This window comes from Streptomyces cirratus (assembly GCF_014650775.1).
Classification (GTDB): Bacteria; Actinomycetota; Actinomycetes; order Streptomycetales; family Streptomycetaceae; genus Streptomyces; species Streptomyces cirratus.
The window spans coordinates 89,452-113,943 of sequence record NZ_BMVP01000011.1 but is presented as its reverse complement, the minus strand read 5'-3'; the positions used below and the strand labels follow the sequence as shown (position 1 = coordinate 113,943).

23 protein-coding genes are annotated in these 24,492 nt (G+C 70.8%); 12 read left to right on the top strand and 11 right to left on the bottom strand.

Translation table 11 applies throughout. The annotated features are described in order from the left end of the window. Nucleotides 1-18 precede the first annotated feature (18 nt). Both IE207_RS24055 and IE207_RS24050 read right to left on the bottom strand, forming a co-directional pair. The gene (locus IE207_RS24055; RefSeq protein WP_190186364.1) at nucleotides 19-369 is read right to left on the bottom strand and encodes a hypothetical protein; all 351 of its coding nucleotides are present in this window, start codon (nucleotides 367-369) and stop codon (nucleotides 19-21) included. A 487-nt stretch (nucleotides 370-856) separates the two neighbouring features. Then, entirely contained in the window at nucleotides 857-3,400 is a 2,544-nt protein-coding gene (locus IE207_RS24050) for an ATP-binding protein (protein ID WP_190186363.1), read from the bottom strand. 1,053 nt (nucleotides 3,401-4,453) lie between these two features. On the opposite strand from IE207_RS24050, the gene IE207_RS24045 reads away from it, so the two are divergent. Continuing rightward, nucleotides 4,454-5,248, top strand: a complete 795-nt coding sequence (locus tag IE207_RS24045; protein ID WP_190186362.1) for an SDR family NAD(P)-dependent oxidoreductase — start codon at nucleotides 4,454-4,456, stop codon at nucleotides 5,246-5,248. Between the two features lie 39 nt (nucleotides 5,249-5,287). Here the strand turns inward: IE207_RS24045 and IE207_RS24040 are convergent, their stop codons facing one another. Then, nucleotides 5,288-6,565 (bottom strand): M6 family metalloprotease domain-containing protein, encoded by a 1,278-nt coding sequence (locus IE207_RS24040; protein ID WP_190186361.1) that lies wholly within the window; start codon nucleotides 6,563-6,565, stop codon nucleotides 5,288-5,290. A gap of 260 nt (nucleotides 6,566-6,825) precedes the next feature. Here IE207_RS24040 and IE207_RS24035 point away from each other — a divergent pair, with 260 nt between their 5' ends. The 4 genes from IE207_RS24035 (at nucleotide 6,826) to IE207_RS24020 (ending at nucleotide 11,304) form a co-directional block, all read left to right on the top strand. Next, entirely contained in the window at nucleotides 6,826-7,536 is a 711-nt protein-coding gene (locus tag IE207_RS24035; protein WP_190186360.1) for a TetR/AcrR family transcriptional regulator, read from the top strand. A 99-nt stretch (nucleotides 7,537-7,635) separates the two neighbouring features. After that, nucleotides 7,636-9,168 (top strand): MFS transporter, encoded by a 1,533-nt coding sequence (locus IE207_RS24030; RefSeq protein WP_190186359.1) that lies wholly within the window; start codon nucleotides 7,636-7,638, stop codon nucleotides 9,166-9,168. A gap of 158 nt (nucleotides 9,169-9,326) precedes the next feature. After that, complete coding sequence (locus tag IE207_RS24025) at nucleotides 9,327-10,091, top strand: dioxygenase family protein (protein ID WP_190186462.1); 765 nt, start codon at nucleotides 9,327-9,329, stop codon at nucleotides 10,089-10,091. Nucleotides 10,092-10,323: 232 nt separating this feature from the next. Continuing rightward, nucleotides 10,324-11,304, top strand: a complete 981-nt coding sequence (locus IE207_RS24020; RefSeq protein WP_190186358.1) for a sigma-70 family RNA polymerase sigma factor — start codon at nucleotides 10,324-10,326, stop codon at nucleotides 11,302-11,304. Between the two features lie 136 nt (nucleotides 11,305-11,440). On the opposite strand, the gene IE207_RS24015 is transcribed toward IE207_RS24020, so the two are convergent. After that, on the bottom strand, nucleotides 11,441-12,391 hold the full coding sequence (locus IE207_RS24015) for a helix-turn-helix transcriptional regulator (RefSeq protein ID WP_190186357.1): 951 nt from the start codon (nucleotides 12,389-12,391) through the stop codon (nucleotides 11,441-11,443). Between the two features lie 62 nt (nucleotides 12,392-12,453). On the opposite strand from IE207_RS24015, the gene IE207_RS24010 reads away from it, so the two are divergent. Then, complete coding sequence (locus tag IE207_RS24010) at nucleotides 12,454-13,989, top strand: MFS transporter (RefSeq protein ID WP_190186356.1); 1,536 nt, start codon at nucleotides 12,454-12,456, stop codon at nucleotides 13,987-13,989. A 71-nt stretch (nucleotides 13,990-14,060) separates the two neighbouring features. On the opposite strand, the gene IE207_RS24005 is transcribed toward IE207_RS24010, so the two are convergent. After that, nucleotides 14,061-14,834, bottom strand: a complete 774-nt coding sequence (locus IE207_RS24005; RefSeq protein WP_190186355.1) for a DUF6227 family protein — start codon at nucleotides 14,832-14,834, stop codon at nucleotides 14,061-14,063. 183 nt (nucleotides 14,835-15,017) lie between these two features. Here IE207_RS24005 and IE207_RS24000 point away from each other — a divergent pair, with 183 nt between their 5' ends. Continuing rightward, nucleotides 15,018-15,689: a vitamin K epoxide reductase family protein gene (locus IE207_RS24000; protein WP_373304761.1), complete on the top strand. Its 672-nt coding sequence runs from the start codon at nucleotides 15,018-15,020 to the stop codon at nucleotides 15,687-15,689. A 153-nt stretch (nucleotides 15,690-15,842) separates the two neighbouring features. Here IE207_RS24000 and IE207_RS23995 read toward each other — a convergent pair whose 3' ends face one another. Next, nucleotides 15,843-16,253 (bottom strand): rodlin, encoded by a 411-nt coding sequence (locus tag IE207_RS23995; RefSeq protein ID WP_190186461.1) that lies wholly within the window; start codon nucleotides 16,251-16,253, stop codon nucleotides 15,843-15,845. A 290-nt stretch (nucleotides 16,254-16,543) separates the two neighbouring features. On the opposite strand from IE207_RS23995, the gene IE207_RS23990 reads away from it, so the two are divergent. Both IE207_RS23990 and IE207_RS23985 read left to right on the top strand, forming a co-directional pair. Next, complete coding sequence (locus tag IE207_RS23990; RefSeq protein WP_190186353.1) at nucleotides 16,544-17,017, top strand: hypothetical protein; 474 nt, start codon at nucleotides 16,544-16,546, stop codon at nucleotides 17,015-17,017. 181 nt (nucleotides 17,018-17,198) lie between these two features. Then, nucleotides 17,199-17,441, top strand: coding sequence for a chaplin (locus tag IE207_RS23985; RefSeq protein WP_190186352.1), 243 nt, complete (start codon nucleotides 17,199-17,201; stop codon nucleotides 17,439-17,441). Nucleotides 17,442-17,522: 81 nt separating this feature from the next. Here the strand turns inward: IE207_RS23985 and IE207_RS23980 are convergent, their stop codons facing one another. The 5 genes from IE207_RS23980 to IE207_RS33835 all read right to left on the bottom strand — a co-directional run bounded on the left by IE207_RS23980 (nucleotide 17,523) and on the right by IE207_RS33835 (nucleotide 20,394). Beyond that, a complete protein-coding gene (locus tag IE207_RS23980) occupies nucleotides 17,523-17,870 on the bottom strand; it encodes a hypothetical protein (RefSeq protein WP_190186351.1) in 348 nt (115 codons plus the stop codon). 160 nt (nucleotides 17,871-18,030) lie between these two features. Continuing rightward, nucleotides 18,031-19,134: a chaplin family protein gene (locus IE207_RS23975; protein ID WP_190186350.1), complete on the bottom strand. Its 1,104-nt coding sequence runs from the start codon at nucleotides 19,132-19,134 to the stop codon at nucleotides 18,031-18,033. A gap of 120 nt (nucleotides 19,135-19,254) precedes the next feature. Then, nucleotides 19,255-19,488 carry a chaplin gene (locus IE207_RS23970; protein ID WP_190186349.1) on the bottom strand — a complete coding sequence of 78 codons (234 nt, stop codon included), beginning with the start codon at nucleotides 19,486-19,488 and terminating at the stop codon, nucleotides 19,255-19,257. Between the two features lie 245 nt (nucleotides 19,489-19,733). Then, entirely contained in the window at nucleotides 19,734-20,144 is a 411-nt protein-coding gene (locus IE207_RS23965; RefSeq protein ID WP_190186348.1) for a rodlin, read from the bottom strand. A gap of 118 nt (nucleotides 20,145-20,262) precedes the next feature. After that, the gene (locus tag IE207_RS33835) at nucleotides 20,263-20,394 is read right to left on the bottom strand and encodes a hypothetical protein (protein WP_268250202.1); all 132 of its coding nucleotides are present in this window, start codon (nucleotides 20,392-20,394) and stop codon (nucleotides 20,263-20,265) included. Between the two features lie 177 nt (nucleotides 20,395-20,571). On the opposite strand from IE207_RS33835, the gene IE207_RS23960 reads away from it, so the two are divergent. The 3 genes from IE207_RS23960 to IE207_RS23950 all read left to right on the top strand — a co-directional run bounded on the left by IE207_RS23960 (nucleotide 20,572) and on the right by IE207_RS23950 (nucleotide 24,492). Continuing rightward, entirely contained in the window at nucleotides 20,572-21,699 is a 1,128-nt protein-coding gene (locus IE207_RS23960; protein ID WP_229873929.1) for a DUF3344 domain-containing protein, read from the top strand. Between the two features lie 97 nt (nucleotides 21,700-21,796). Beyond that, entirely contained in the window at nucleotides 21,797-22,990 is a 1,194-nt protein-coding gene (locus IE207_RS23955) for a glycosyltransferase (RefSeq protein ID WP_190186459.1), read from the top strand. Beyond that, nucleotides 22,987-24,492, top strand: a complete 1,506-nt coding sequence (locus tag IE207_RS23950) for an exopolysaccharide biosynthesis polyprenyl glycosylphosphotransferase (protein WP_373304760.1) — start codon at nucleotides 22,987-22,989, stop codon at nucleotides 24,490-24,492. Before IE207_RS23955 ends, IE207_RS23950 begins: the two co-directional genes overlap by 4 nt.

Sequence of the window (24,492 nt, the reverse complement as noted above, 5' to 3'; positions counted from 1 at the left end):
TAGTTCCCGTGCAGCCAATTAGTCCACGGCGATCATGGCTCGTGCCATCTCGATGAACGCGTCGAGCTCGTCGTTCATTTTCTCGGTGGAAGAATTCCAGGCCGGTGCTGTCGAGGTGCGCTCACCAGACCGTGTTGCGTGCGCCCTCTCCTCGGAGGCTTGCCGAAACTCCGCTGCCGCAACGATGAGCTGGTGTGCCGCGTCGGCGACGGTTCCGGGGCCTTCCAAGCGGACGACCTGACACTTCTGGAACGCCTCGTCGTAGCGTTCACCCAAGGCCGCGAGGAGACCGTCGAGATGCACTGTTTCCTCGATGGTCAGCACTCGGCTCACCGGCCACGGGATCGCCCGGTTCAAGGGGACGATCATGTCGCGCACCTTTTCATACGTGATGACACAGTCACGTAGGAGTGTCGCCTCAGTTCACGGTGCCATTTACTGAGGTCGCGGGTCGCTTTGAGCTCCTCCTGTCGCCTGGCTGAGCGTTGCACCATGGCGTGGCCTGCAAGTAGGAAGGCGCCAGTAGCTACGGCTCCAGCCAACGTCCACAAGGGTGTCCAGTCGAAGCCCGCCGTCCCCGCAGCTGCAATGGCGACCACTACCGCGTCCATGGCCTTCTTCACTACCTTTCAGCGGGCGCGCGTCTTGGGGGAGGCCATGCCGCACCACTGGCCGCGTGCTATTGCAGCTCAGCCAGGCCAGCGGCTACCTCGAGAGAGCAGAACCCGCTGGTGGCGACCGCGGAGAGTGCTCCGGTCTCGCTGAGTATCTGTGCGCAACGTAACGGGCGATGTCGGGCGCCTCAACCTTGCGGCCTGGTGTTCTCGGAATGGAGTAATAGGACTCGTCCGCCCTCTCAGGGTGTGTGGCCGGGGGTGTCTGTCAGGGTTTCGTGAAGTGTCGCGCGAGCTGTGTGGGCGTAGCCCTGGACGCCTGCCTCCTCGAAGGCGTCGATCGCCTCGCGGAAGCAGTCCACCGCCTGCGCGTGCTGATTCAGCTGCCGGTGGGTGAACCCGAGGTTCATCAGGGTGTCGCCCTCCTGGAATCGATCGCCGTAGGCCCTCTGGAGCTCCAGGGCCTCCTCGTACAGTGCGAATGCCTCGTCGAACCTCGCGAGTTCAGCGCACGCGTTTGCGAGGTTTTTCAGGCAGTGCCCCTCCAGTACGACGTCCCGGAACTCCCGGGCGACTACCAGGCTCTTGCGGAAGGCCGCTGCGGCTTCTTCGTAGCGGTGTAGCTCGAAGTACACGTTGCCAAGGGTGTTCAGCGTAGTGCCCTCGCCGGCTCGGTCGCCGAGCTCGCGACAGATGACCAGATCCCGTTGCAGGGGTTCCAGGGCATGCTCGGGGGCGCCGTTCCTGACGAAGAGCCCGGCGATGTTGTGGAGCAACATCCCCTCGCCGTGCTTGTCGCCCTCCTTGCGAACCACTGCCATGGCCAGCTCGAAGGTGTGGAGTGCTTCTTGAGGGCGTCCCAGCTCCATCAGCGCTCTGGCAGCGACGTTGAGCACGGACGCTTCGCTCGGGTGGCCGCCCAATCCCTCAATGATCCTGATGGCTCGCGAGATGTAGGACAAGGCTTGCTCATGCTGATGAGCGACCCCGTACAGGGCTCCGATGTTGGCCAATACCTCCACGTCGAGTCCCGGGTCTGAGATCCTGCTTGCGGCCTTCTCCGCCGCTTCGAAGACGCCGCGCCAGTCCGCACGGGCTCGGTGCTCGAAATAGCCGACCATGCTCACGGCCAAGTTCACGCACAGCCCGTCCAAGCCGGCGCGGTAGGCGGTAGCGACGGCCGCCACGAGGGTGTGGTGCTCGGCATCGAACCAGTCCCACACGTCGCTACTCGACGCGAAGCGCTCACTCTCGGCGGCACCATCTCTCCATCGGATACGCAGATCGGCTTCCTTTGAGGTTCGGTGCAGATGGCGCAGGATACGTTCGAGGCTTTCCGTCGCCTCGTCGCTGTGCTGGGGCTCCTCCGCCTTCTCCTGTGCGTAGAGGCGGATGAGGTCGTGCATCATCCAGCGTTCCGAGGTCCGGCCAACCAGGAGGTGGGCCCCGACGAGCCGACGCACGACTTGCCGGGTCCGGGCTGGTGCGGCGTCGAGTAGGACGCCAGCCGTCTCCAGCGAGAAGTCGGGTCCCGGTGCCTGGGCGAGTAGTGGGAAGGCACGGGCGTCCGCCGGTGAGAGCCGTCGGTAGGAGAGGGCGAAGGCGGCCCGTACGGCCATGGGGTTGCCCAGGGCGTCGACGTCTTCGTAGGCGAGTCCGTCGAGCCGGCTGCGGGTGTCCTCCAGTTCCTTGACAACGTCGGCCAGCGGACGGTGGGGCTCCGTCCTCAGAATGGCGGCGACGATCTGGAGGGCGAGCGGTAGTCCACCGCAGAGGTCGCCGATGCGCTCGGCGTGCTCGGAGGCATCGGTGACCCGGGAGTCCTCCGGGCGGGCGATGCGCAGGGTTCGTTCGAGGACCTGTGCCGAGCTCGACAGGGACAGTTCGCTCAGACCGATGTGGCGCCCCGGTATGGACGCCAAGACGTGCCGGGACGTGACGACGATTCGGTGGTGCGGACGGGCCGGAACGAGCGGCAGGATCTGACTCGCGGACGAGACGTTGTCCAGGACGACCAACAGCGGTCGTCCGTGACTGGCCAGCTGGTCTGCCTGGGCCTGCCAGAGTGCCAAGATGTCGTCGCCGTCGGGCGGGATGTCCTGCTCCGGCGTGCCGAGGTGCCTGAGCAGGAGCGCGGCCGCGCTCACGGGTTCTAGGTCGGCGTCATTGCCGCTGTAGCCCCGCATGTCTACGAAGAACGTCCCGCCGGTGAACCAGCCGAGGTCCCTGGCGCGATGGGCCGCCTCGATAGCCAGCGTGGTCTTTCCCGCGCCTCCCATGCCGGACACGAGGGTGATCACTGAGGAGGCGGACGACGTGTCCTGGGGTATGAGCCGGGCGAGCAGCTCGTCCAGAGAGTCGTCACGACCGACGATGGTCACCGGACGGGGCGGCACCCGGTCTACTACAGACCTGGTCTGCGGCGCTTCGGGCCCGTCACTCCAGGTCGATCCGGCCGCCGTGCGCGGCCGGCCCCCGCGCTGGGCCTTGCGTTCCGCGCGAGCCGTCTTGAGAAGGGCTGCCCAAGCACCCTCGGGCCGCGTGAGATGCCCCTTCCTCGCTGCCAGCCCGTTCAGGTGCGCCACGAGCAGGAGGAAATACCTCTCCTTCATGCCGGGACCAGGCACGTTTCCCGCGTTCAGCCAGGCACTGAGCGTGGAGTCAGAGATCTGGAGTGGGGGTACCTGGTCCAAACCGAGCCGGACGAGTCGGCTCAGGGTTGGTTCGCCCGCCGCCTTGTAAAGGCTGCGCAGCTCGGTGCCGAGCCGGTCGACTGCCTTGCCCAAGATTCCCCCACTCGTCATCCCGTTTCGTCGTGCGCCGGAAAACTCGCATCGCGGCTTCGACCAGCGTAGGTGTGCCCTCCGGACGCCGCTGGAGGTCGCTGGAAACTCCCTGGAAGGCGGAGATCTGGGGTCGTCGCCGGACGAATCACGGCCGGCATCCGACAGGAGGCACCCATGACGAGGAAGTCCGCTCCGAAGCGACGCCCGGCGGGCTATGGCCGGTCCGCAGGGAAGGCAGTCTCGAGCACCTCGCGAACCCGCACGGCGCGGCTCGCCCGCGCCCTACTCAAGGGCGCCTGCAAAGGCGTCTGCGCGGCGGTTACCCGCTCCGCGATCGAGACGCTGTGGTCGTGGCTCTCCTCGTGACAGCGGGGCCGACCTTCCGGTGAACTGAGTCCAGCAACTCCGGCAAGATCTGGAAGAGGGCTAGCGTTGCGCGCTCTCAGCCGCCCAGTGCCGCCCATTGTTGTGTAGCGCTGAGTTAGAGAGGGGCCCAGGCGGGATGGCCGCGTGGTTCGGTGCTGATGCTTTCGGGCTGGGGCACCGCAGCGCATGCCCAGCCGTGCATCTGGTGCCCTAGGGCTGGGGGCGTTTTGAAATCCGAGGGGTGCCGTTTTGGGTCTCGTCGTGATGAGACGCTGACCTGGGCTTTTGATGTTTTCGACACGTCCCACGAAGGCGGGGCCTGGCGTGAAACGTGTCCGAATGCTCCGCATGAGAGCCCGGCTCGCCTCGGCAAGGTCCTGGGCTGCCACGAGGGCAGCCCAGGGACAGGGTAGCGGATCAGGGCGGCGCTCCGCGGCTCGGTTCTCGGGCGATCGGCGCGGTCGCGGACGGTGCGGCTGGACGCACACCGGAAGCCGGGGCCGAGGCGATTTCCGGAGCCGGAAGACCAGTTGAGGACCGACCGCAGCCGACGGTGGTCTCACAGCCCGACGGGAGGACACGGCGTGCCTGCGAGGGCGCATGGGACCCCGGCGCACACAATGCCCGTGCAATTCCGATTCGTCAGAAAAGTCCCTGCCGAGTTCCTGACACAAGGAGTGCCTGCCGATGGATCTGGAGCTCACCGACAAAGTCGCCGTCGTCACCGGTGCCGGCAAGGGCATCGGCCTGGCCATCACCGAGGCGTTCCTGCGCGAAGGCGGGCGCGTGGTCGCCGGCAGCCGTTCCGAGACCCCCGAGCTGGCCGCGTTGCGCGAGACGTATGACGTGGCCTTCGTCGCCGGCGATCTGGCCACCGGCGAAGGCGTGGATGCGCTGATCCGAGCGGCGATGGAACGGCATGGCAGGATCGACGTCCTGGTCAACAACGTCGGCGCCACCCAGCCCCGCAGCGATTTCCTCTCCATCGACGACACGCAGTGGCAGCGGGGCTTCGACGTGAACTTCTTCAGCGCCGTCCGCGCCAGCCGCGCCGCGCTGCCGCACCTGCTCGCGGGCGGCGCGGGCGCGGTCGTCAACATCAGTTCCCTCAACGCCCGGCTGCCCTACCCCACGGTGGTGGACTACTCCGCGGCCAAGGCCGCGCTGACCAGCCTTACCAAGGCGCTGTCGGAGGAGTTCGCGCCGCGCGGCGTACGGGTGAACTCCATCGCCCCGGGGCCGGTCCGCACCCCGTTCTGGACCGCCCCCGGCGGCTTCGCCGAGGCCGTGGCGGCCGGCGCCGGGACCACTGCCCAGGAGGCCATGGACGAGGTGGTGCCCCGGCAGACGGGCATCAGCACGGGACGCTTCACCGAACCCCAGGAGGTCGCCGACCTCGCGCTCTTCCTGGCCTCGCCCCGCGCGGCGAACATCACGGGCGCCGAATTCCTCATCGACGGCGGCCAGACCAAGACGACCTGAGCGGGCCGTCGGGAGCGCAGCCGGGGCGGGACGGACGGCTCAGGGGCGGGTCACGCGGATCTGGAAGCTGCCGTCGGGGCGTTCGGAGGTGACGGCGATCGTGATGCCCGACTTCGGGTCGGTGAAGGTCTCGCCCGGGCGGAAGGGGGCGTCGGAGAGTTCCGAGTGGACGTTCGGGCGTCGGGTGCAGCCGCCGCTGCCGGTCGTGCTGTCGGAGACCGTCACCGGGCCGCGGCCGGTGTCCACCTGGGAGTCCACCCTGTAGATCAGCACCCCCGGCTTGCACACCGACTCGTCGTTCCCGGTCTGCGTCCGCACCTCCACCGCGTACCCGCTGTTCTCCGTCAGCGGTACGAAGGCCAGCTTCATGCCGCCCTCCACCCCCAGCGGCGTCAGCACCTGCTCCGTGACCCCGGACTTCGACGCGCAGCCGATCTGGTTGCTGTCCAGCCAGCCCAGCTTCCACTTGTGCCAGCCCAGCAGGTCGTTGTTGGCGCCCCAGTCCTCGCTCATGATGTCCCAGTGCCCGACCGCGCCGCCCCCGTCGGCGGTGTACAGGTCCGGCAGCCCGAAGACATGGCCGTTCTCGTGGGGGAGCACCCGGTAGCCGGTCTGCCGGTAGGAGCCCGAGCCGTCGTCCTGCCGGCTGTACACGAAGGACGTGTTGGAGAGCGGCACCCCGTCGGCCATCGGTGCCTCGCCGTTGCCGGAGAACGTCACCGACAGGACGGTGTCCAGGGCGGAGGGCCCGGCGTTCGGGGTGACGAGGACGTTGATCAGGTCGTAGCGGCTGAAGTCCACTTCGGGGTCGGCGGCCTGCGCTATGTGCTCGACCAGCTGCCGGTAGCCGGGTTCGTACGCGGACCCGCGCCCGATCCCGTACGCCGCGAAGGGCATCGGCATCCTCAGCCAGTTGCGTATCGGGGCCTCGGCCCGGTAGGTGAGCCGGCCGTACGAACTGGTCCGGAACCAGTTGGAGGTCTGGGGGAAGAACTCCGCCAGCCGGTCCATCGCCGAGCCCTCGCCCTTGGCGTCGGGGAAGTCGATCATCAGGTTCAGTGCCCGGACCTCGCCGGTCGAGCGCGAGTACCCGGGCGGCGTCGGCAGTCCTTCGGACATCTGGACGCCCATCGTGGTCGCGATCCGGCAGGGCGCGAGGGCGGAGTCGACGCTCGTGGCCACGGGGCCGGCGGCGGAGTGGGTGCGGCTGGATATCCCGGCGCTGGCGGTCGCCGTGACACCGATGGCCAGCGCGGCGATGCCGACGTACGCGCAGGTGCGGCGAGGACTGCGTATCCGGTGGCGGGTCTGCGTCATGGAGCTCGCCTTCGGGCCGCGGCAGCCGGCCGGGCCCGGTCTGCGCTCTGTGCGCTCACCCTCCGACGGCTGCGGCGCGCCCGCGCGCCGGGAGCGGCCAAACGGGAGCCGGAGACCACGACGGTGTGACGTAGGTCACACGGACGAGTGAAATAACCGGGGAGTCAATCCCCGTTTGAACTATTGACCCCGCAAACGGGGACGGCTTCCCCGTTTCGGGTAGCCCAGAGACTGTGAGTCCAGTGCCGAGGAGGCCCGGAATGAAGCGCTCCACCACCGCCGCGGCGGCCTCCGCCGCGCCCCGGGCGTCGGTGGACCTCGCGGATCCCGCCTCCGGTCGCGGCGCCGGGCTCCCGCGCCCGCGCGCGGACGCCGTCCGCAACCGGGAGCGCATCCTGGCGGCGGCCCGCGAGCTCTTCGTGGAGTTCGGCTCGGCCGCTCCCTTCGACGAGGTCGCCCGCCGGGCCGGCGTCGGCAACGCCACGCTGTACCGGCACTTCCCCGACCGGGCCACGCTGGTCCACCACGTCGTGCTCTACGTCATGGACCGGGTCGTCCTGCACGCCGAGGAGGCCCTTGCCGAGGAGCCCGACGCCTTCGCCGCGCTGTGCCGGTTCACGCACGCGGCCGCGGACGAGCGGTTCGGCGCCCTGTGCCCGATGCTCTCCGCCGACTTCGACCATGACCACCCCGAACTCCTCGCGGCGCGCGGCGCGTTGGCGCAGGCCATCGAAGACCTGCTGGCCGCGGGCCAGGGCGGCGGACTCGTCCGCACCGACATCGGGGCCGGTGACCTGATGGTCGCCCTGTCCCAGCTCGGCCGCCCCCTCCCGGGCACCGGCTGCATGGACGCGGACCGGTTCGTCCACCGTCATCTCCAGGTCTTCCTCGACGGGTTGCGCGCTCCGGCCCGGTCCGAGCTGCCGGGCGGCGCGACCAGCCTGGACGACCTGAGGCGGACCGCCATGTGATCCCGCGGGCCGAGTAGCCGTTCTTGCGGCAGCCGTTCCCCACCCAGCCGTTCTCGCAGCAGCAGTTCCGTCATTCCGCACAGTGAAGTGGGTACCCCCATGTCCAAAACAGCCGCGACACCCCCGTCGGCTGCAGATCCCAGCCGCTGGAAGGCCCTCGTCTTCATAGCCCTGGCCCAGCTGATGGTCGTCCTCGACGCCACCATCGTGAACATCGCCCTCCCGTCCGCCCAGACCGACCTCGGCATCTCGGACGGCAACCGCCAGTGGGTCATCACCGCCTACGCGCTGGCATTCGGCGGCCTGCTCCTCTTCGGCGGCCGCATCGCCGACAAGTGGGGCCGCAAGAAGACCTTCATCACCGGACTCGCGGGCTTCGCCCTCGCCTCCGCGCTCGGCGGCGCCGCAACCGGCGAGGCCATGATGCTGGGCGCCCGCGCCCTCCAGGGCGCCTTCGGCGCGCTGCTGGCGCCCGCCGCGCTCTCCCTGCTGGCGGTCATGTTCACCGACGCCAAGGAGCGGGCCAAAGCCTTCGGCATCTACGGTGCGATCGCGGGCGGCGGCGGTGCCGTCGGCCTGATCCTCGGCGGCTTCCTCACCGAGTACCTCAACTGGCGCTGGACCTTCTTCGTCAACATCCCCTTCGCGATCATCGCGGCGGCGGGTGCCTGGCTGGTCGTCCGCGAACCCGCCGGCGGCCGCAACCGCGCCCGGCTCGACGTCCCCGGCGTGGTGCTGTCGACCCTCGGTCTGGTCGCGCTGGTCTACGGGTTCACGCGCGCCGAGTCCGCCGGCTGGTCGGACGGCCTCACCGTGGCCATGTTCGTCTCCTCCGCGGTGCTGCTCAGCGCCTTCGTGCTCACCGAGCGCAAGGTGAACTCCCCGCTCCTGCCCATGCGCGTCCTGCTGGAGCGCAACCGCGGCGGCGTGTACCTCTCCCTCGGTCTGGCCGTCATCGCGATGTTCGGGCTGTTCCTCTTCCTCACCTACTACCTCCAGGTCGTGAAGGGCTTCTCGCCCGTCAAGACCGGTTTCGCCTTCCTTCCGATGATCGCGGGCATGATCACGGGCTCCACCCAGATCGGCGCCCGCCTGATGACCCGCGTCCCGCCGCGGCTGCTGATGGGCCCCGGCTTCCTGCTCGCCGCCACCGGCATGCTGCTGCTCACGCAGCTCGAGGTCGGCTCCTCGTACCCGGCGCTGATCCTCCCGGCGCAGCTGCTCCTGGGCCTCGGCATGGGCTCGGCGTTCATGCCGGCGATGTCGCTGGCCACGCACGGGGTGAACCCGGCCGACGCCGGCGTCGCCTCCGCCATGGTGAACACCTCCCAGCAGGTGGGCGGCGCCATCGGCACCGCGCTGCTGAACACCATCGCCGCCTCGGCGACGACCGCGTATCTGACCGACCACGCGGCTCAGGCCGCCGCGGGCGGTGCGGCGGCGAAGCTGATCCAGGCGCAGGCCATGGTGGAGGGCTACTCCTCCGCGATCTGGTGGGCCGTCGGCATCCTGGTGACCAGCTCGCTCATCGCGTTCACGCTGATCAACACGGGCCGTCCCGGCTCGGCCGGTCCGGTCGCCTCGGGTGGCGGCGTGGCGGACGAGGTGCGGATCCCGGTGGTCGCCCACTGACGCCCGCCCCGCGCACCGTACGGGAATGACGAACTACCCCGCTTCGTTCAAATTTGAACGAAGCGGGGTTAGTCTTTTCAGGGGACCGCGTAAGGCCCCCGGCCACCCGCCACGAGGAGCGCGCCGTGCCTGTGAACACCACCCCCACGACGGGCCGCATGCCCGCCCTGTACCTCAGCCACGGCGCCCCGCCCCTGGCCGACGACCCGGTCTGGCCCGGCGAACTGGCCGCCTGGTCGGCCGGCCTGCCCCGCCCCCGCGCGATCCTCATGGTCTCCGCGCACTGGGAAGAGGCCCCGCTGGCCCTCGGAGCCACCGAGCGGGCCCCGCTCGTGTACGACTTCTGGGGCTTCCCGGAGCACTACTACCGGGTGCGCTACGACGCCCCGGGTGCCCCCGAGCTCGCCGCCTCCGTACGCAAACTGCTGCGCGCACCCGGGACGCCGGTCCAGGACATCCCGGACCGGGGGCTCGACCACGGGGCCTACGTGCCGCTCGTGGAGATGTTCCCGGAGGCCGACATCCCGGTGCTCCAGATATCCATGCCGACGCTGGATCCGGTCCGCCTGATGGAGATCGGCCGCACCCTCGCCCCGCTGCGGGAGGAAGGGGTCCTGATCGTGGGCAGCGGCTTCTTCACGCACAACCTCGCCGCGCTCCGGCACGCGGGCGGCGTGCCCGGCTGGTCGACGGAGTTCGACGCCTGGGGCCGCGAAGCGCTGGCCGCCGCCGATGTGGACGCCCTGCTCGACTTCGAGGCCAAATCCCCGGCCGGCCGTCTGGCCCACCCGCGGACGGAGCACTTCGCGCCGCTGTTCGTCACCCTGGGCGCCGCCGAGGCTTCCGGGGACCTGGGAGCCCCGGCGACCACCGTGGACGGCTTCTGGATGGGGCTGTCGAAGCGCTCGCTCCAGTTCGGCTAGCCACTTCGCCTCCACCGGCCGCTTTGCCCCGTTGGCGGGGCAGGGTACTGCAAGATCTGGAAAGAAGACGGCCCTCGTGGGAATTCTGTCCCGATTCCAGTCGTTGTTTCCTTCGGAAGCGGGCACTCGGGAGAGTGTCCGAAGGACGCGTCGACCGTGCCGCACTTCTCACAGCCGAGGCGTCCGGCAGCCGCACCGCGACCGAAATCCATCGCATCGCAAGGGAGCACGCATGGCAACCCGCGCCGTCGCCCGCAGTCAGTCCACGGGCAGTGCCCGCGCAGCGGGCGGCGAGATCGCCGACCGCGACCTGGTCGGGATGTACCTGGACGAGATCGCGCGCACCCCCCTGCTCGACGCGGCCAAGGAAGTAGAGCTGTCGCAGATCATCGAGGCGGGCGTCTACGCCCAGCAGATCCTCGACGGCGCGGCAGAGCCCGCCGGGGAGACGGCCCCCGCCCGCGAGGAGCTGGAGGCCCTGGCGGCCGAGGGAGAGCGCGCCAAGGAAGTCTTCATCCGCTCCAACCTCCGCCTGGTCGTGGCCGTCGCCCGCCGCTACCCGCGCAGCGGGCTCCCCCTGCTCGACCTGATCCAGGAGGGCAACGCCGGCCTGGTCCGCGCGGTCGAGAAGTTCGACTACACCAAGGGCTTCAAGTTCTCCACGTACGCCACGTGGTGGATCCGCCAGGCCATCACCCGCTCCATCGCCGACCAGTCCCGGACCATCCGCCTCCCCGTCCACCTGGTCGAGGAGCTCGGCAGGATCCGCCGGATCCAGCGCGAGTTCAACCGCGAGAACGGGCGCGACCCGGAGCACGCGGAGATCGCCGCCGAGCTGGACACGACGGAGAAGCGCGTCGGTGACGTACTGGACTGGGCGCGTGACCCGGTCAGCCTGAACATGTCCGTCGACGACGAGGGCGACACCCAGTTCGGGGACCTGCTGGAGGACACCTCCGCGATCTCCCCGGAGCAGTCCGTGCTGTCGCTGCTGCGCAGCGAGGAGCTGGAGGACCTGCTCGGCAAGCTCGACCAGCGCACCGCGTCCATCATCAAGATGCGGTACGGGATCGAGGACGGACGCGAGCGCACGCTGACCGAGGTCGGCAAGCAGCACGGTCTGACGCGGGAGCGGATCCGGCAGATCGAGAAGCACGCGCTGCTGGAGCTCAAGCGGATGGCGCGCGACACCGGCTTCGACGCGGTGGCCTGACCGGGCCCGCCCGCCTGGTCGACCCACGGAAGTCGAAGCCCCCAGAACGAGCCCCCGGTGCCTATCCCCCCCAGGCGCCGGGGGCTCCCCGCTGCCCGGCCGCACGCCTCACGCTCCGCGCCTCACGCTCCGCGCCTCACGCTCCGACGGGGCTCGATCTCGCCAGCCGTGAGGCCAGCGCACGGGCGGCCTCCGCGAGGGCCGGCGGGGCATGGACCGTGAAGTCCGCCCCCGTCAGAGCGAGCCGCGCCGCCAGCCACTCGGGCGTGTCCCCGCTCTCGAACCGCACCCGGCAGCCGTCCGCCACCGGCACCTCCTGCCCCCTCAGCCAGTCCGGCAGCGCCTCGGCCGGCGCCGCGAAGGTCACCTCGACCGCGTACGTCTGCTCCCCGCGCAGGCCCCGCCGCACGAACTCCGCCGCGTCCACCGGCAGCGGCCGCGCGGCGAACCGCGCGCCCGTCGCGAACGGCTCGCTGACCCGGTCCACCCGGAAGGTCCGCCAGTCGTCCCGTTCCAGGTCGTACGCGACGAGGTACCACCGGCTGCCCGTGCTCACCAGCCGGTACGGCTCCACCAGCCGCCGGGACTCCGCCCCGTCCCGCGCCCGGTAGGCGAACCGCAGCCGCTCCGGCCCCGCCACCGCCGCCGCCATCGTCGTCAGCGTCCGCGGGTCCACGCTCGCCCCGTCGCCGCGGGCCACCGCCACCGTGGCCGACTGCAGCGCGCCGACCCGGCGCCGCAGCCGTGCCGGCAGGACCTGCTCCAGCTTGGCCAGGGCCCGTACGGAAGCCTCGTCCACCCCCTCGATGGCGTGCCCGGCCCCCGCCCGCAGGCCCACCGCGATCGCCACCGCCTCCTCGTCGTCCAGCAGCAGCGGCGGCATCGCCGCGCCCGCCACCAGCCGGTACCCGCCCTCCGCCCCCAGCGTCGCCTCCACCGGGTACCCCAGCTCCCGCAGCCGCTCGATGTCCCGCCGGATGGTCCGGGCGCTGACCCCGAGTCGCTCGGCCAGCTCACTGCCGGGCCACTCGCGCGGGGTCTGGAGCAGGGAGAGCAGGGTGAGCAGCCGTCCGGGAGTGTCGTTCATGACAACAGGCTGCCAGGGAAATAGGACATCACCTGACCTACATGCCGTCTAGGTTGCTTCCTATGAGCACCGAGACAGCCCAGACATCGCCCGAAAGAGAGAACGGGCCCGTACGAGAAGAGCGGAACGCCACCCTCGACGACCACACGAGCAGCAGCTCACCCGCCGACCGCCGCCGCTGGCTGGCGCTCGCCATCGTGATGACCGCGGCGTTCATGGACCTGGTCGACGTCACGATCGTCAACATCGCGATACCCAGCATGCGCGCGGACTTCGGCGCCTCCACCAGCGCGATCCAGTGGATAACCGCCGGGTACGCCCTCGCCTTCGCCGCCGGTCTGATCACGGGCGGCCGTCTCGGTGACATCTACGGCCGCAAGCGCCTCTTCCTCATCGGCATCGCCGGATTCACGGCCGCCTCGGCGCTCTGCGGCATCGCCGCCAACCCGTCCGTGCTCGTTGCCTCCCGCATCCTCCAGGGCGGTATGGCGGCCATGATGGTGCCGCAGGTGCTGGCGATCATCCACGTCACCTTCCCGCCCCACGAGCGCGGCAAGGTCTTCGGCATGTTCGGCGCGATCGTCGGCCTCGGCGCCGTCTCGGGCCCGATGCTCGGCGCGCTGCTCACCGAGTGGAACCTCTTCGGCCTCGAATGGCGCCCGATCTTCCTGATCAACCTGCCCGTCGGCATCGCGGGCGTGATCCTGGGCGTCAAGTTCATCACCGAGTCCAAGGCCCCCAAGGCGCTCCGGCTCGACCTGGTCGGCGTCGTGCTCGCGACCCTCGCCCTGGTCATGCTGATCTTCCCGTTGACGCACGGCCGTGAGAACGACTGGCCGCTGTGGGGCTTCGTCTGCATGATCGCCTCGCCGTTCCTGTTCGCCGCGTTCATCGCGTACGAGAAGTACAAGATCCGCAAGGACGGCTCGCCGCTGGTGGAGCTCTCCCTCTTCAAGATCAAGAGCTTCGCGGGCGGTATCGCCGTCCAGCTGACCTTCGGCATCGCGACCGGCATCTTCTTCCTGGTCTGGACGCTCTACATGCAGATGGGCCTCGGCTGGACCCCGCTGCGCGCGGGCACCACCGGGATCCCCTTCTCGATCGCCGTCTCGGTGGCCGCGGGCATGTCCGTCCAGAAGCTCGTACCGCGCTTCGGCCGCAAGGTGCTCCAGGCGGGCGCGCTGACCATGGCCGCCGGTCTGCTCCTCTACATCTGGGAGTCCGCCCACTACGGCATGGGGATCGCCTCCTGGCAGATGGCCGCGCCCCTCGTCGTCATGGGCGCGGGCATGGGGCTGATCGTGGCCCCGCTCACCGACACCGTGCTCTCCCAGGTCCCGCGCGAGCACGCCGGCTCCGCCTCGGGCCTGATCAACACCACCGGCCAGATGGGCAACGCCCTCGGCCTGGGTCTGACGTCCGTCGTCTTCTTCGGGATGATCGATGACGACATGGCCTACGGAGCCCCGTACGTCGAGGCATTCCGCAGCGCGCTGTGGTGGGTGGTGGCGGTCCTGGTCGTGATCTTCGCGGTGATGTTCATGCTGCCGCGCAAGCAGGTCCCGACGGCCGAGCGCGAGGGCGCCGAGACCGCCTGAACGCCTTGACCGACGGGCGCGCCCACCCCCGGGGGGCGCGCCCGTCGGGCTGCGCGGGCTGCGCCGGTACGTCAGCGGACGCGGGCGCGCACTTCCATCGCCTCGCGGGCGGCGGCCTCGCTCTCGTAGACCTCGCACATGTGGCGGCCGTCCGGAGTGGCCGTGTGCTCGACCTCCCACAGGCTCACCTCGCTGCCGTCCACCAGTACGAACGCGTGCTCGTACAAGGTGAACCCGACGCCCCGGCCGTCCGCCAGCCACTGCCGTCCGCCGAACGCCTGGGTGATCTGGTGTGCGTACGCCGAGCGCAGGCGCAGCGCCACCTGCTCGCCGGGCCGGTCCGCGTTCTCCGCGCGCCGCAGCACCCGGCGGGCGTGGTCGGCGGACTGTTCGACCGCGTACTCCCGTTGCGGGGGCGGCGCCGGGGCCGCGAACAGGGCGCTGAGCGCGGCCGCGTCGTCCTGCGGGTCCGTAGCCTGCTGCGCCCCCTTTGGCGCGAGGTCCCGCGCCACCTGCGAGGGCACGTCGCCGAACAGCCGGGCCACCGCGAGGCAGAGCTCGGACCGGCCGGCGAAGAGCTCGTGCCGCGCGGTCAGCTCGCCCCGCTGCCGGTAGACCAGCTCCCAGAGCGACTCGGCTCCGCCGTCGGCCAGCAGGTAGGTGTGCCGGTGGGTTTCGCGCCACAGCCCCGCCGACGGGCTGTGGTGCGTGGTGTGCAGCGAAGAGCTGTGGGCGAGCGCCGTACGCAGGCGCCCGACCAGCGGGTCCGGCAGGTCGAAGGAGTTGAGGGCGCGGCCCAGGAGTCGATCGAGGTGGGCCTCGGTTGTCTCGTACGGATCGCTCAAGGTGGGTCTCCAGGCCGTCGCAGCTTGTCACTTCGCGGAAGCACAACGTAGCCCCTGGCACTGACATCACGTCCGGGATTCGGTAAAACGTCCGGGAAGCATCAGGGGTTCCCGCCACCCCATCAGGTCAACTTGCGTACGAATGGGTACGGTTGGCCCTAGTCTGCTGCGAAGCGCGGGACTATGGGCCGCATGGCAACGAACGGTACGGCACCCGACAGCACCACAGCCGCCCCAGTGGGCCTCCCGCGCCAACAGGACCGCTCCAGACGGACCGATGACGAACACGCGCGCGTTCCGCGCGGGTTGGCGTGGTTGCTGGTCCTCACCGGATGCGCCGGAGTGCTGGCCTCCTGGGTGATCACCCTCGACAAGTTCCTCCTGCTGGAAGACCCTTCCTTCAAGCCCGCGTGCAGCCTGAACCCCGTGGTCTCCTGCGGCAGCGTCATGAAGAGCGAGCAGGCGCAGGCCTTCGGCTTCCCCAACCCCATGCTGGGGCTGGTCGCTTACGGGGTCGTCGTCTGCGTCGGCGCCGGCCTGCTGGCCGGGGCCCGCTACCGGGGCTGGTTCTGGGCCGGGCTGAACGCCGGAATGCTCTTCGGCACCGGCTTCTGCACCTGGCTGATGGTCCAGTCCCTCTACGAGATCAACGCGCTCTGCCTGTGGTGCTGCCTGACCTGGGCGGCGACGCTGGTGATGTTCTGGGCGGTCACCGCCCGCAACGTCCGCGCGAGCGCGGCCCCCGGCCCGCTGCGCCAGTTCTTCACCGAGTTCGGCTGGGCCCCGCCCGCGCTGCACCTGGGAGTGATCGGGATGCTGATCCTCACCCGGTGGTGGGAGTTCTGGACGAGTTGAGGCCGCCCGGTCACGCCCGAGGGCCCCGGCAGCTGGAGGCTGCCGGGGCCCTCGTCACATCACACACCGCATCGCTTCGACCGCGTCACCGCGTCGCTCCACGGGCGCCGGGCCCGGACCCCACGGCCGTACGGGCCGCTGGGGGAACGGCGGTCAGCTGCCGTTGGACAGGTTGCCGGACAGGACCGGGATGTTGTCCAGGATGTGCGAGAGCGGCTCGTCGCCCTTGGCCTGGGTGGAGTTCTCGGTGCACTGCTGGTTCTGCGGGTTGGACAGGACGTTGATGTCCTGGACGCCGATGTTGACCAGGGCCAGGATCGACTGCACGTTGGCCTTGACCGGCAGGCCGACGCAGGGCTTGTTGAGCGTGCCCTGAACCAGGCCGAGCTGCGGGCTCAGGGGCCCCTCGGTCTTCTGGTTGCCGTAGATCTGGGTCGCCCCGTTGCCGTTGACGGTGTTGATCCCGTTGTCGTTGCCGATGGCCATGGCCGGGGCCGCGACAGCAGCGCCCGCGCCGACGGCAGCGGCGGTGACCGCGGCAGCAGTCATGATCTTCTTGAGCATCATTGGTCCTTTTGTCGCACGAGTGCCCGCTAGTGGAGCGCCCTGATCAACTGCCTCTCCACGGGGTTGGTTCCGCTGCTTCACTCAAACGGCCCGTTCGGAGGAGCGCTTTTCCCCGCCCGGGTGAGGGCGCCCCGGACGTGTGCGCGAAGTCCGTACGAAGCCCGGACGGCTCGCACGAGGAGGGCCGTCCGTGGCCCTCCGGTTGCGCTCCGTGCAAGGTGTTCGCACGGTGGGTAAGGAAGTGGATCGTTGGGGTCCACTTCCGTGAGACCACCGTAAGGAAACCCATGCGCACGAAGTCGTTCCGCACCCGCGTTCTTGTCCCGTCGGCCCTCGCTGCCGTGATACTTGCCGGCGCGGCAGCCCCTGCGTGCGCCGCGGGCGGCGACAGTGCCGCCTCGCTCACGCGACGGGTGGCGGCCGTTCAGCAGCAGGTGAAGGAAGTGGAGGCGGCCAAGGCGGCGGCCGGGCCGATCGACGATCTCCTCGCCGGTCTGCTCAAGACGCTGCAGGACCTGCTCAAGTCCCTGACCGGTCTGCTGCCGGCCGGGGTGACCCTGCCGCCGATCGAGCTGCCGAAGCTGCCGGAGATCCCCGCGCTGCCGGCGCTCCCGCAGCTGCCGGTCGACGCCGTGAAGAAGGCCCCGTCCGTCTCCGTCCCGGCGCTGCCCGCCACCCCGGCGGTGCCGCCGGCGGCGACTCCGCTCAAGCCCCCCGCCGACCTGGTCCCCGAGATCCCGGACGTGCCCGACCTTCCCTGAGGGCGCGACAGGCCGTCGCCGGGGCGGCGGAGTACGGACGGGAACGGGGCACAAGGTTACGACTATTGAGCTGAACAGGTCTGATCTCGCCCGTACCCGTGTCGTTCGGGAACCTGAACCGTTTCGCTCGATGTGAGCCCCAAAGATCGGGGCAGGACGTCGAAGAGAAGGTGCACTTCCCATGAACTCTGCTGCCAAGAAGGCCGCCGTGGCCCTGGCCTCCGCTGGTCTCGCTGTGGCCGGCGCCGCGGGCGCCGCCTCCGCCGACGCGGGTGCCGAGGGTGTGGCCGCGGGGTCCCCCGGTGTCCTCTCGGGCAACCTGGTCCAGGTCCCGGTCCACATTCCGGTCAACGTCTGCGGTAACTCCGTCAACGTCATCGGTCTGCTGAACCCGGCGTTCGGCAACGTCTGCGTCAACGACTGACGTCGGCACATCCGACTGTGGGCGCCCCGGCCTTGCCGGTGGCGCCCACAGTCATGTCAGGACCCGGCGGGTCCGCTCGTCTCAGTTGGCCCCGCCGTTGAGGTGGACGCCGCCGAGCATCGGGGTGGCCTGGGTGGCCCCGTCCGCGAGCTTCAGCACCTCACCGGGCGCGTCGTTGCGGACCTTGTTGACGCTCTGCACGGTTCCGACCACCTTGCCCACGGTGTCGCCCTGCTCGGCCAGGGCGTTGCCCGCGGTCTGGGGGAGGGCCTCGGAGACGGGGTTGACCGCGTTCAAGGTCTCCGTCACCCCGCCCGTCAGGCTCATGGGGGGCGCGGCCGCCGGCGTCTGCGCCGCGAAGGCAGGAGCGGTGGCGGCGAGCGCGGCGACCGAGCCGGCGACGACTGCGGCAACCTTCGTGAACTTCATTTTTTCGAAATCCTTTTCCAGCGGCGACCGTCGCGCCGCTTTCGACCTGGCTAACGATTCCGGGGGGATACGGAAACGCGCGAGCGAACAAGGCGACGGCCGGAGAATCCGAACAAGGGATTCTCCGGCCGATATTTCTTCTGATTACCGGTATTGCCGGTCAGGCTGCCCGGGACCGCCGGTAGAGAATGGCTCCGCCGAGGACCAGGGCGGCGGCGAGCGCCGCCGCGGCTCCGGGCTGGCCGGCTCCGGTGGCGGCCAGCTCGGGCGCCCGGACCTGGGGGCGGGCCGGTGCGGGTGCGGGTGCGGGAGCCGGAGCGGGCGCCGGGGCGGGGAGCACGTGGACGGGAACGTCCCCGGCGGGGGCGGCCGGCGGCTGGTCGGCGGGAGGTGCCGCCTCGGGCGCGGGCGCCGGGGCCGGGTGCTCCACGACCTGGCTGCCGTGCGGCGGGCCGCCCGGAGCCTCGTCCACCGGGGCGGGGAGGGTGTGCGGGGCCTCCTCCTCGACCGGGGCCGGGAGGGTGTGGGGCGCTTCCTCCTCGGCCTGTGGCGGGACGGGCGCGGGCGGTGCGGGGTGCGCGGCCCGGGGGTGGTCGTCGCACTCCTCCTCGCCGTGACCTCCACGGGGCCCGGAATCGCCGTATCCGTCCCGGTGCGACTCCGCCGGCCGCGGGAGTTCGGTGCGGGGGACCTCGTGCGGGGCCGCTTGGCGCGGGGCCTGGTGCGGGGCCGTGTGTGCCGGGGCTCCGTGCTGCGGGGCCGCGTGTGCCGGGGCTCCGTGCTGCGCGGGCCGGGGCTGCGGGGCCGCGTGTGCCGGGGTTTCCGGGCGCATCGAGCCGCGGGGCGGGGCCGCGTGGCGGGGGGCGTCGTGGTCGGGGGCCGCCTCCTCCTCGTGGCGCTGGCGGGGGAGCGCGTGGCGTCCCTGCCGCTCGTCGAGGTAGCGCTCGAAGGCCTCGGCGTGCTCCGGGCTCAGGTAGCGCTCGTAGTCGAAGTCGGTGTCGGAACCGGTGGTGGTGGCGCAGGTGTTGCCGAACGCCGGGTTGAGCGCCGCGCCCCCGTCCACGCTGTTGCCGCAGACGTTCGGGGCGAAGGTGATCGGTACGGAGACGGCGTTGCCCGACGCCACACCCGGCGAGTGCGCGGCTTCGGCCAACGCCCCCGGGTATGCGTAGGCCGCGCCGGTCGCGATCGACAGCAGGCTCGAAGCGGCCGCCGCAGTGAGCACCCCCTTGCCCAGTACCTGTCGGCTCAGTACCTGTCGCATGGGTCCTTCCCTGTCTACCGGCGCTCTCGCCGGTGCTGAAATCGAAATGGCCTCGGAGTGCACCGCCGTGCACTCCGAGGCCACTGGCGAGGAGGTGTGCCCTTGCGGGCGGGCGCTTCGTCAGTCGTTGACGCAGACGTTGCCGAACGCGGGGTTCAGCAGCGCGATCACGTTGACGGTGTTGCCGCAGACGTTCACCGGGACGTGCACCGGGACCTGGACGAGGTTGCCCGAGAGGACACCGGGGGACCCGACGGCAGCGCCCTCGGCACCCGCGTCGGCCAGGGCGGGGGAGGCGGCACCGGCGGCCATCAGAACGCCGGCGGCCAGCACCACTGCCTTCTTGTACGTCATTTGATTTCGATCCTTCCTGCAGAGGCGTATCCACTGCAAAATTAACAACGAGTGGCTTCGGGAAAAGAAACCGGCTATTTCCGGGGGCGGTGGGTAATTTCACCCCGATGCCCGCGTGCCCGCGCTTCCGAATTCGTCTGCGGATTCAACGGGACGCCTGCGCCGGGTCCGTGGAAAGGGGCCATACGCGGCGGGGCCGCCGCGACCCGAAGGTGCGACGGCCCCGCCCCCGGCGCGGGGTGCGATCAGCTGCCGGCGGAGACGTTGCCCGAGAGGATCGGGATGTTGTCCAGGATGTGCGAGAGCGGCTCGTCGCCCTTGGCCTGGGTGGAGTTCTCGGTGCACTGCTGGTTCTGCGGGTTGGACAGGATCGGGACGTCCTGGACGCCGACGTTGACCAGGGCGAGGATCGACTGCACGTTGGCCTTGGCCGGCAGGGCGATGCAGGGCTTGTTGAACGAGCCCTGGATCAGGGCCATCTGCGGGCTCATGTTGCCGTAGGTGGCCTGGTTGCCGTAGATCTGCGAGGCGCCGTTGCCGTTGACGGTGTTGATGCCGTTGTCGTTGCCGATGGCCATCGCCTGGGGCGCCATGGCGGCACCAAGACCCACGACGGAGGCGGCAACCGCTGCGCCGGCCACAAACTTCTTGATCATTGTCGTCCCTTTTTTGCAGGATTGCCCGTTACTTGGAGCACCAGGATCAACGGCGTGGTCCCGGCTCGGGTTGCGTGTCTTCACCCGGATGCCGAAGTTTCGGACGGCGCGGTTGACGTCAGGCGTTGACCCGGGTGGTGCCGAACGCGGGCCGGGGTGCGGGGTCGGGAGCGGCGATGACGCCGGCGGCGGTGGCGGCGGTGGTGCGGCCGCCCGCGGCGAGCGTGTTCGCCGTCGCGCCGTCCTCCATCTCCGCTTTTCCCTTTCCGTTCGAACAATGGTGCACCCGCATAACGACCCGCCCACTGCGAGGGTGCGTGTTATCGCCCAAAAGGCCGTACGAGCGAGTCCCGCGTGATTTCAGCCCTGATTTCTGACAAAGTTCACTCCTGTTTTGTCCCCTTGATCGAAAATAGGAGGCAGGGTCATGGGTTCCCCCCGAAGAATCCTCGGCGCTCTCGGTCTTCTGTCCTGCCTCGTGCTTTCGGCCAACGTCCCCGCGGCCGGTGCCGCCACCTCCGCCACCTCCGCCGCCACGACGGCGACCCCGGCGGTCGCGGAGCTGCCCCGCGTCCCCTTCACGCAGCGCTACCAGGCCGTGCTGCACGGCGGACTGGTCCGGGCGTCCAACTCCTCGATCACCTGCCGCAAGGAGGAGGCGCCGCAGTCCGAGCCGTGCGCGGAGGTGAAGCGCGGCGCGGCGGGGGTCAACGGTGACTACGACATGTTCTACACGGAGGTCGACAAGGACCCCGACACCTACAACTCGACCCGCGCCGAGCTCAAGGTCCCCCAGGGCGCGAAGGTCGCGTACGCCCGCCTGTACTGGGGCGGGAACCTGCGCGTGGGCGAGCAGAAGCCGCCGGAGGACAGCGGCCGGGTGCTGGTCGCCGAGCCCGGCGGTGCGTACAAGGAGGTGCTGGCGGACACCGTGGTCGGGCACCGCACGGACGCCGCGAGCGACGCCTACCAGGCATCGGCCGACGTCACCCCGCTCGTCCGCAAGGGCGGGACGGGGATGTGGACGGTCGCCCAGCTGAACATCGCCATGGGCCGCTCGGAAGCGGGCGCCTGGGGCGGCTGGACGCTCGTCGCCGCGTACGAGCAGCCGCAGGAGCCGCTGCGCCGGGTCTCGCTGTGGGACGGTTTCGAGGGCCTGGCGGCCGGAGCCGGCGAGGCGGCCGGGGAGACGGTGGAGCTGGCCGGGCTGAACGCCCCGGCGGGTTCCTCGGGCCGGCTGGGGGTGGTCGCGTACGACGGCGACCGGGGGGTCCTGGGGGACTCGCTCACGGTCACCGCGGACAGCGGCCGTCGGGTGAGCGTCAGTGATTCGGAAAATCCTTTCAATGACGTCATGAATTCCACCATCTCGGAATTCGGGCAGGCGTTCGTGCGACAGCCTGAATATATGAACAATCTCGGATACGACGCGGACGTGTTCGATCTGAGCCCCGCCCTGTCCGGTGGCGCCCGCAGTCTGAGCTTCAAGTTCACGGGTGAAAGCCAGGGCCAATTCCTCGGTGTGCTCTTCGTTCAGACAGACGCACGCCGCTGAACGCAGGAGACCACTCCACGTGCCGACACATCGTCCGACAGCACAGCCCCCGCACTCCTCGCACCACCCGAACGCCGGATCGTTCACCGTCCTCCACCTGGTCCAGCCCGTCGACGGCGGGGTCGCCCGGGTCGTCACCGACCTCGTGCGGGCCCAGTCCGCCGCCGGGCTGCGCGTCGTCGTCGGCTGCCCCGACGGCGGACAGCTCGGCGAGGCGGCCGGCGAGGCCGGGGCCGACGTCCACAGCTGGCACGCGGGACGCTCCCCCGGACCCGCCCTGCCCGCCGAAGTCCTCGGCGCGCTGCGGCTGGTCCGCCGCGTCCGCCCCGACCTCCTGCACGCCCACAGCGCCAAGGCCGGCCTCGCCGGACGGCTCGCTGTACGGGGCTCCGTGCCCACCGTCTTCCAGCCCCACGCCTGGTCCTTCGACGCCGTCGGCGGGGCCACCGCCGCGCTCGCGCTGCGCTGGGAACGGTTCGGGGCGCGCTGGGCCGACCGGGTGCTCTGCGTCAGCGAATCGGAGCGCCGGGCCGGCGAGGCGGAGGGCGTCACCGCCCGCTGGTCGGTGATCCGCAACGGCGTGGACCTGTCCCACTTCCGCCCGGGCCGCGACGACCGGGGCGAGGACCGGGCCGGGGCGCGCGCGGCACTGCCGCTGCCCGACGCCTTCCGGGACGGGGGGCCGCTGGCCGTCTGCGTCGGACGCCTGTGCACCCAGAAGGGGCAGGACATCCTGCTCCGCGCCTGGCCCGAGGTGCTGGGAACGGTCCCGGACGCCCGCCTGGCGCTGGTCGGCGACGGCCCCGACGGCGAGGCACTGCGGCACTCCGCGCCGCCCGGCGTGCACTTCGCCGGAGCCGCCGCCGACATCCGACCGTGGCTTCGGGCCGCCGACATCGTTGTACTGCCGTCGCGGTGGGAAGGAATGGCGCTCGCCCCGCTCGAAGCCATGGCCTGCGGCCGCCCGGTCCTGGTCTCCGACGTCAGCGGTGCCCGGGAAAGCCTGCCGCCCGGCCAGGGACGGCTGTGCCTGGTGCCTCCGGAGGACCCGACGGCGCTGGCCAAAGCCCTGGGACGGCTGCTCGCCGAACCGCGGCTGCTCACCGAACTGGGGGAGCAGGCCCGGCAACACGCCCGGACCGAGTTCGACGTGCGGCGGACCACGGACGCGGTCACCGGCCTGTACCACGAACTGCTGGGCAGGCCCGCCCCCTCGGCCCGCCGGGGCCGGCCCCCCGGCTCCGCCGGGGGGACCCCCAAGCCCTCGAACATGGAGCGCATCAGCCGATGACGATGGACAGCGCACCCGCCCGGCACACCGGGCAGAGCGGCACGGGGCCCGCCGGCGGTACCACCGCCGTCCGCCGTGCCGTGACCGCCATCCACCCCCCGCGCCGGCCCAAGGCCGAGCAGGCCCGGCCCGCCGTCCGGCCGCAGCGGGCCCGGCGCGGCGACGGGAACCTCCCGCTGCTGACCGCCGACGCGCTGGCCGCCGTACTCACCACACTGGCCGTACCCGGTCTGGAACTCACCGCCGAACTCGCGGCACCCCTCGCCGTACTGGTCACCGCACTGCACGCGCAGGCCGGGCTGTACCGGCCCCGGCTCGCGCCCTCCGCGCTGCGCGAGCTGCCCGCGCTGGCCGGGCGGGCCGCCGTGCTGTGGTGCGGCGCCGCCGCGGTGCTGGCCGCGGTCCGGCCGGGGCAGGCGCTCGGGTGGGAGGTGCTGCTCGGCGCCCTGTGCGTGCAGACCCTCCTGGCCTGCGCGGGCCGTGGGTTGGTCAACCAGCTCCGCCGCCGGGCGGCCGTGCGCAGACCCTGCTCCGCGCTGGTCGTCGGGCGCGGGGCGGGTGCGGGCGCCGTCGCCGCCGCGCTGCACGGGCGGCGCGAGTACGGGCTGCGGCCGGTCGGGATCGCCGACACCGGCTCCGCGCCCGACGTGGAGAGCGGCCCGCTGCCGGTGCTGTCCACCCACGAGGACGTGCGGCGCGCCGTCATCCAGAACTCCGTCCGGCACGCCGTGTTCACCCGGCCGCCCGAGGCCGACGAGCGCACCGCCTCGCTGGTCCGGCTCTTCCACGACCACGGCTGCCGGCTCTGGCTGGCCGACCCGGCCGGGACCGCCAAGGTCACCGGCATGCGGGTGGCGGAGCCGGCCGACCAGTTGTGGGGTTACGCCGTACAGCCGATGCTGCCGCGGCCCACGCGGTCGCTGGAACGGCACGCGAAGCGGATCATCGACTCCTCGCTCGCCGCGGTCGCGCTGCTGGCCGCCGCACCTGTGATGGCCGCCTGCGCCCTGGCCGTACGGCTCTCCGACGGGCCGGGGGTGATCTTCCGGCAGGAGCGCGTCGGCCTGTACGGGCGGCCCTTCACCTTGCTCAAGTTCCGCACCCTGAGCGCCGACGCGCACGAGTCCGCCACTCGGTGGACCGTCGCCGGGGACCGTCGGATGAGTCCGATCGGCTCGTTCCTGCGCAAGTCGTCGCTGGACGAGCTGCCGCAGCTGTGGAACGTCGTACGGGGAGACATGAGCCTGGTCGGGCCGCGCCCCGAAAGGCCCTTCTTCGTCGCGAAGTTCAGCACCGTCCACCCCGGCTACGAGGCCCGCCACCGGATGCCGGTCGGAATCACCGGGCTCGCGCAGATCAACGGCCTGCGGGGGGACACCTCCATCGAGGACCGGGCCCGCTTCGACAACCACTACATCGACACCTGGTCGCTGTGGCAGGACCTGTGGATCCTGGCCCGGACCGCGGCCTCCTTCTTCCGTTTCCGGCTGGGAGGCAGCTGA

What these genes read in the sequence shown, in the direction of transcription:
- IE207_RS24055 (WP_190186364.1), bottom strand. Translation starts at nt 369, where the DNA reads ATGATCGTCCCCTTGAACCGGGCGATCCCGTGGCCGGTGAGCCGAGTG.
- IE207_RS23975 (WP_190186350.1), bottom strand. Translation starts at nt 19,134, where the DNA reads ATGCGACAGGTACTGAGCCGACAGGTACTGGGCAAGGGGGTGCTCACT.
- IE207_RS24025 (WP_190186462.1), top strand. Translation starts at nt 9,327, where the DNA reads ATGCCCGCCCTGTACCTCAGCCACGGCGCCCCGCCCCTGGCCGACGAC.
- IE207_RS24030 (WP_190186359.1), top strand. Translation starts at nt 7,636, where the DNA reads ATGTCCAAAACAGCCGCGACACCCCCGTCGGCTGCAGATCCCAGCCGC.
- IE207_RS24020 (WP_190186358.1), top strand. Translation starts at nt 10,324, where the DNA reads ATGGCAACCCGCGCCGTCGCCCGCAGTCAGTCCACGGGCAGTGCCCGC.
- IE207_RS24035 (WP_190186360.1), top strand. Translation starts at nt 6,826, where the DNA reads ATGAAGCGCTCCACCACCGCCGCGGCGGCCTCCGCCGCGCCCCGGGCG.
- IE207_RS24040 (WP_190186361.1), bottom strand. Translation starts at nt 6,565, where the DNA reads ATGACGCAGACCCGCCACCGGATACGCAGTCCTCGCCGCACCTGCGCG.
- IE207_RS33835 (WP_268250202.1), bottom strand. Translation starts at nt 20,394, where the DNA reads ATGGAGGACGGCGCGACGGCGAACACGCTCGCCGCGGGCGGCCGCACC.
- IE207_RS24000 (WP_373304761.1), top strand. Translation starts at nt 15,018, where the DNA reads ATGGGCCGCATGGCAACGAACGGTACGGCACCCGACAGCACCACAGCC.
- IE207_RS23965 (WP_190186348.1), bottom strand. Translation starts at nt 20,144, where the DNA reads ATGATCAAGAAGTTTGTGGCCGGCGCAGCGGTTGCCGCCTCCGTCGTG.
- IE207_RS24015 (WP_190186357.1), bottom strand. Translation starts at nt 12,391, where the DNA reads ATGAACGACACTCCCGGACGGCTGCTCACCCTGCTCTCCCTGCTCCAG.
- IE207_RS24010 (WP_190186356.1), top strand. Translation starts at nt 12,454, where the DNA reads ATGAGCACCGAGACAGCCCAGACATCGCCCGAAAGAGAGAACGGGCCC.
- IE207_RS23970 (WP_190186349.1), bottom strand. Translation starts at nt 19,488, where the DNA reads ATGACGTACAAGAAGGCAGTGGTGCTGGCCGCCGGCGTTCTGATGGCC.
- IE207_RS23990 (WP_190186353.1), top strand. Translation starts at nt 16,544, where the DNA reads ATGCGCACGAAGTCGTTCCGCACCCGCGTTCTTGTCCCGTCGGCCCTC.
- IE207_RS23960 (WP_229873929.1), top strand. Translation starts at nt 20,572, where the DNA reads ATGGGTTCCCCCCGAAGAATCCTCGGCGCTCTCGGTCTTCTGTCCTGC.
- IE207_RS23995 (WP_190186461.1), bottom strand. Translation starts at nt 16,253, where the DNA reads ATGCTCAAGAAGATCATGACTGCTGCCGCGGTCACCGCCGCTGCCGTC.
- IE207_RS23950 (WP_373304760.1), top strand. Translation starts at nt 22,987, where the DNA reads ATGACGATGGACAGCGCACCCGCCCGGCACACCGGGCAGAGCGGCACG.
- IE207_RS23980 (WP_190186351.1), bottom strand. Translation starts at nt 17,870, where the DNA reads ATGAAGTTCACGAAGGTTGCCGCAGTCGTCGCCGGCTCGGTCGCCGCG.
- IE207_RS24045 (WP_190186362.1), top strand. Translation starts at nt 4,454, where the DNA reads ATGGATCTGGAGCTCACCGACAAAGTCGCCGTCGTCACCGGTGCCGGC.
- IE207_RS23985 (WP_190186352.1), top strand. Translation starts at nt 17,199, where the DNA reads ATGAACTCTGCTGCCAAGAAGGCCGCCGTGGCCCTGGCCTCCGCTGGT.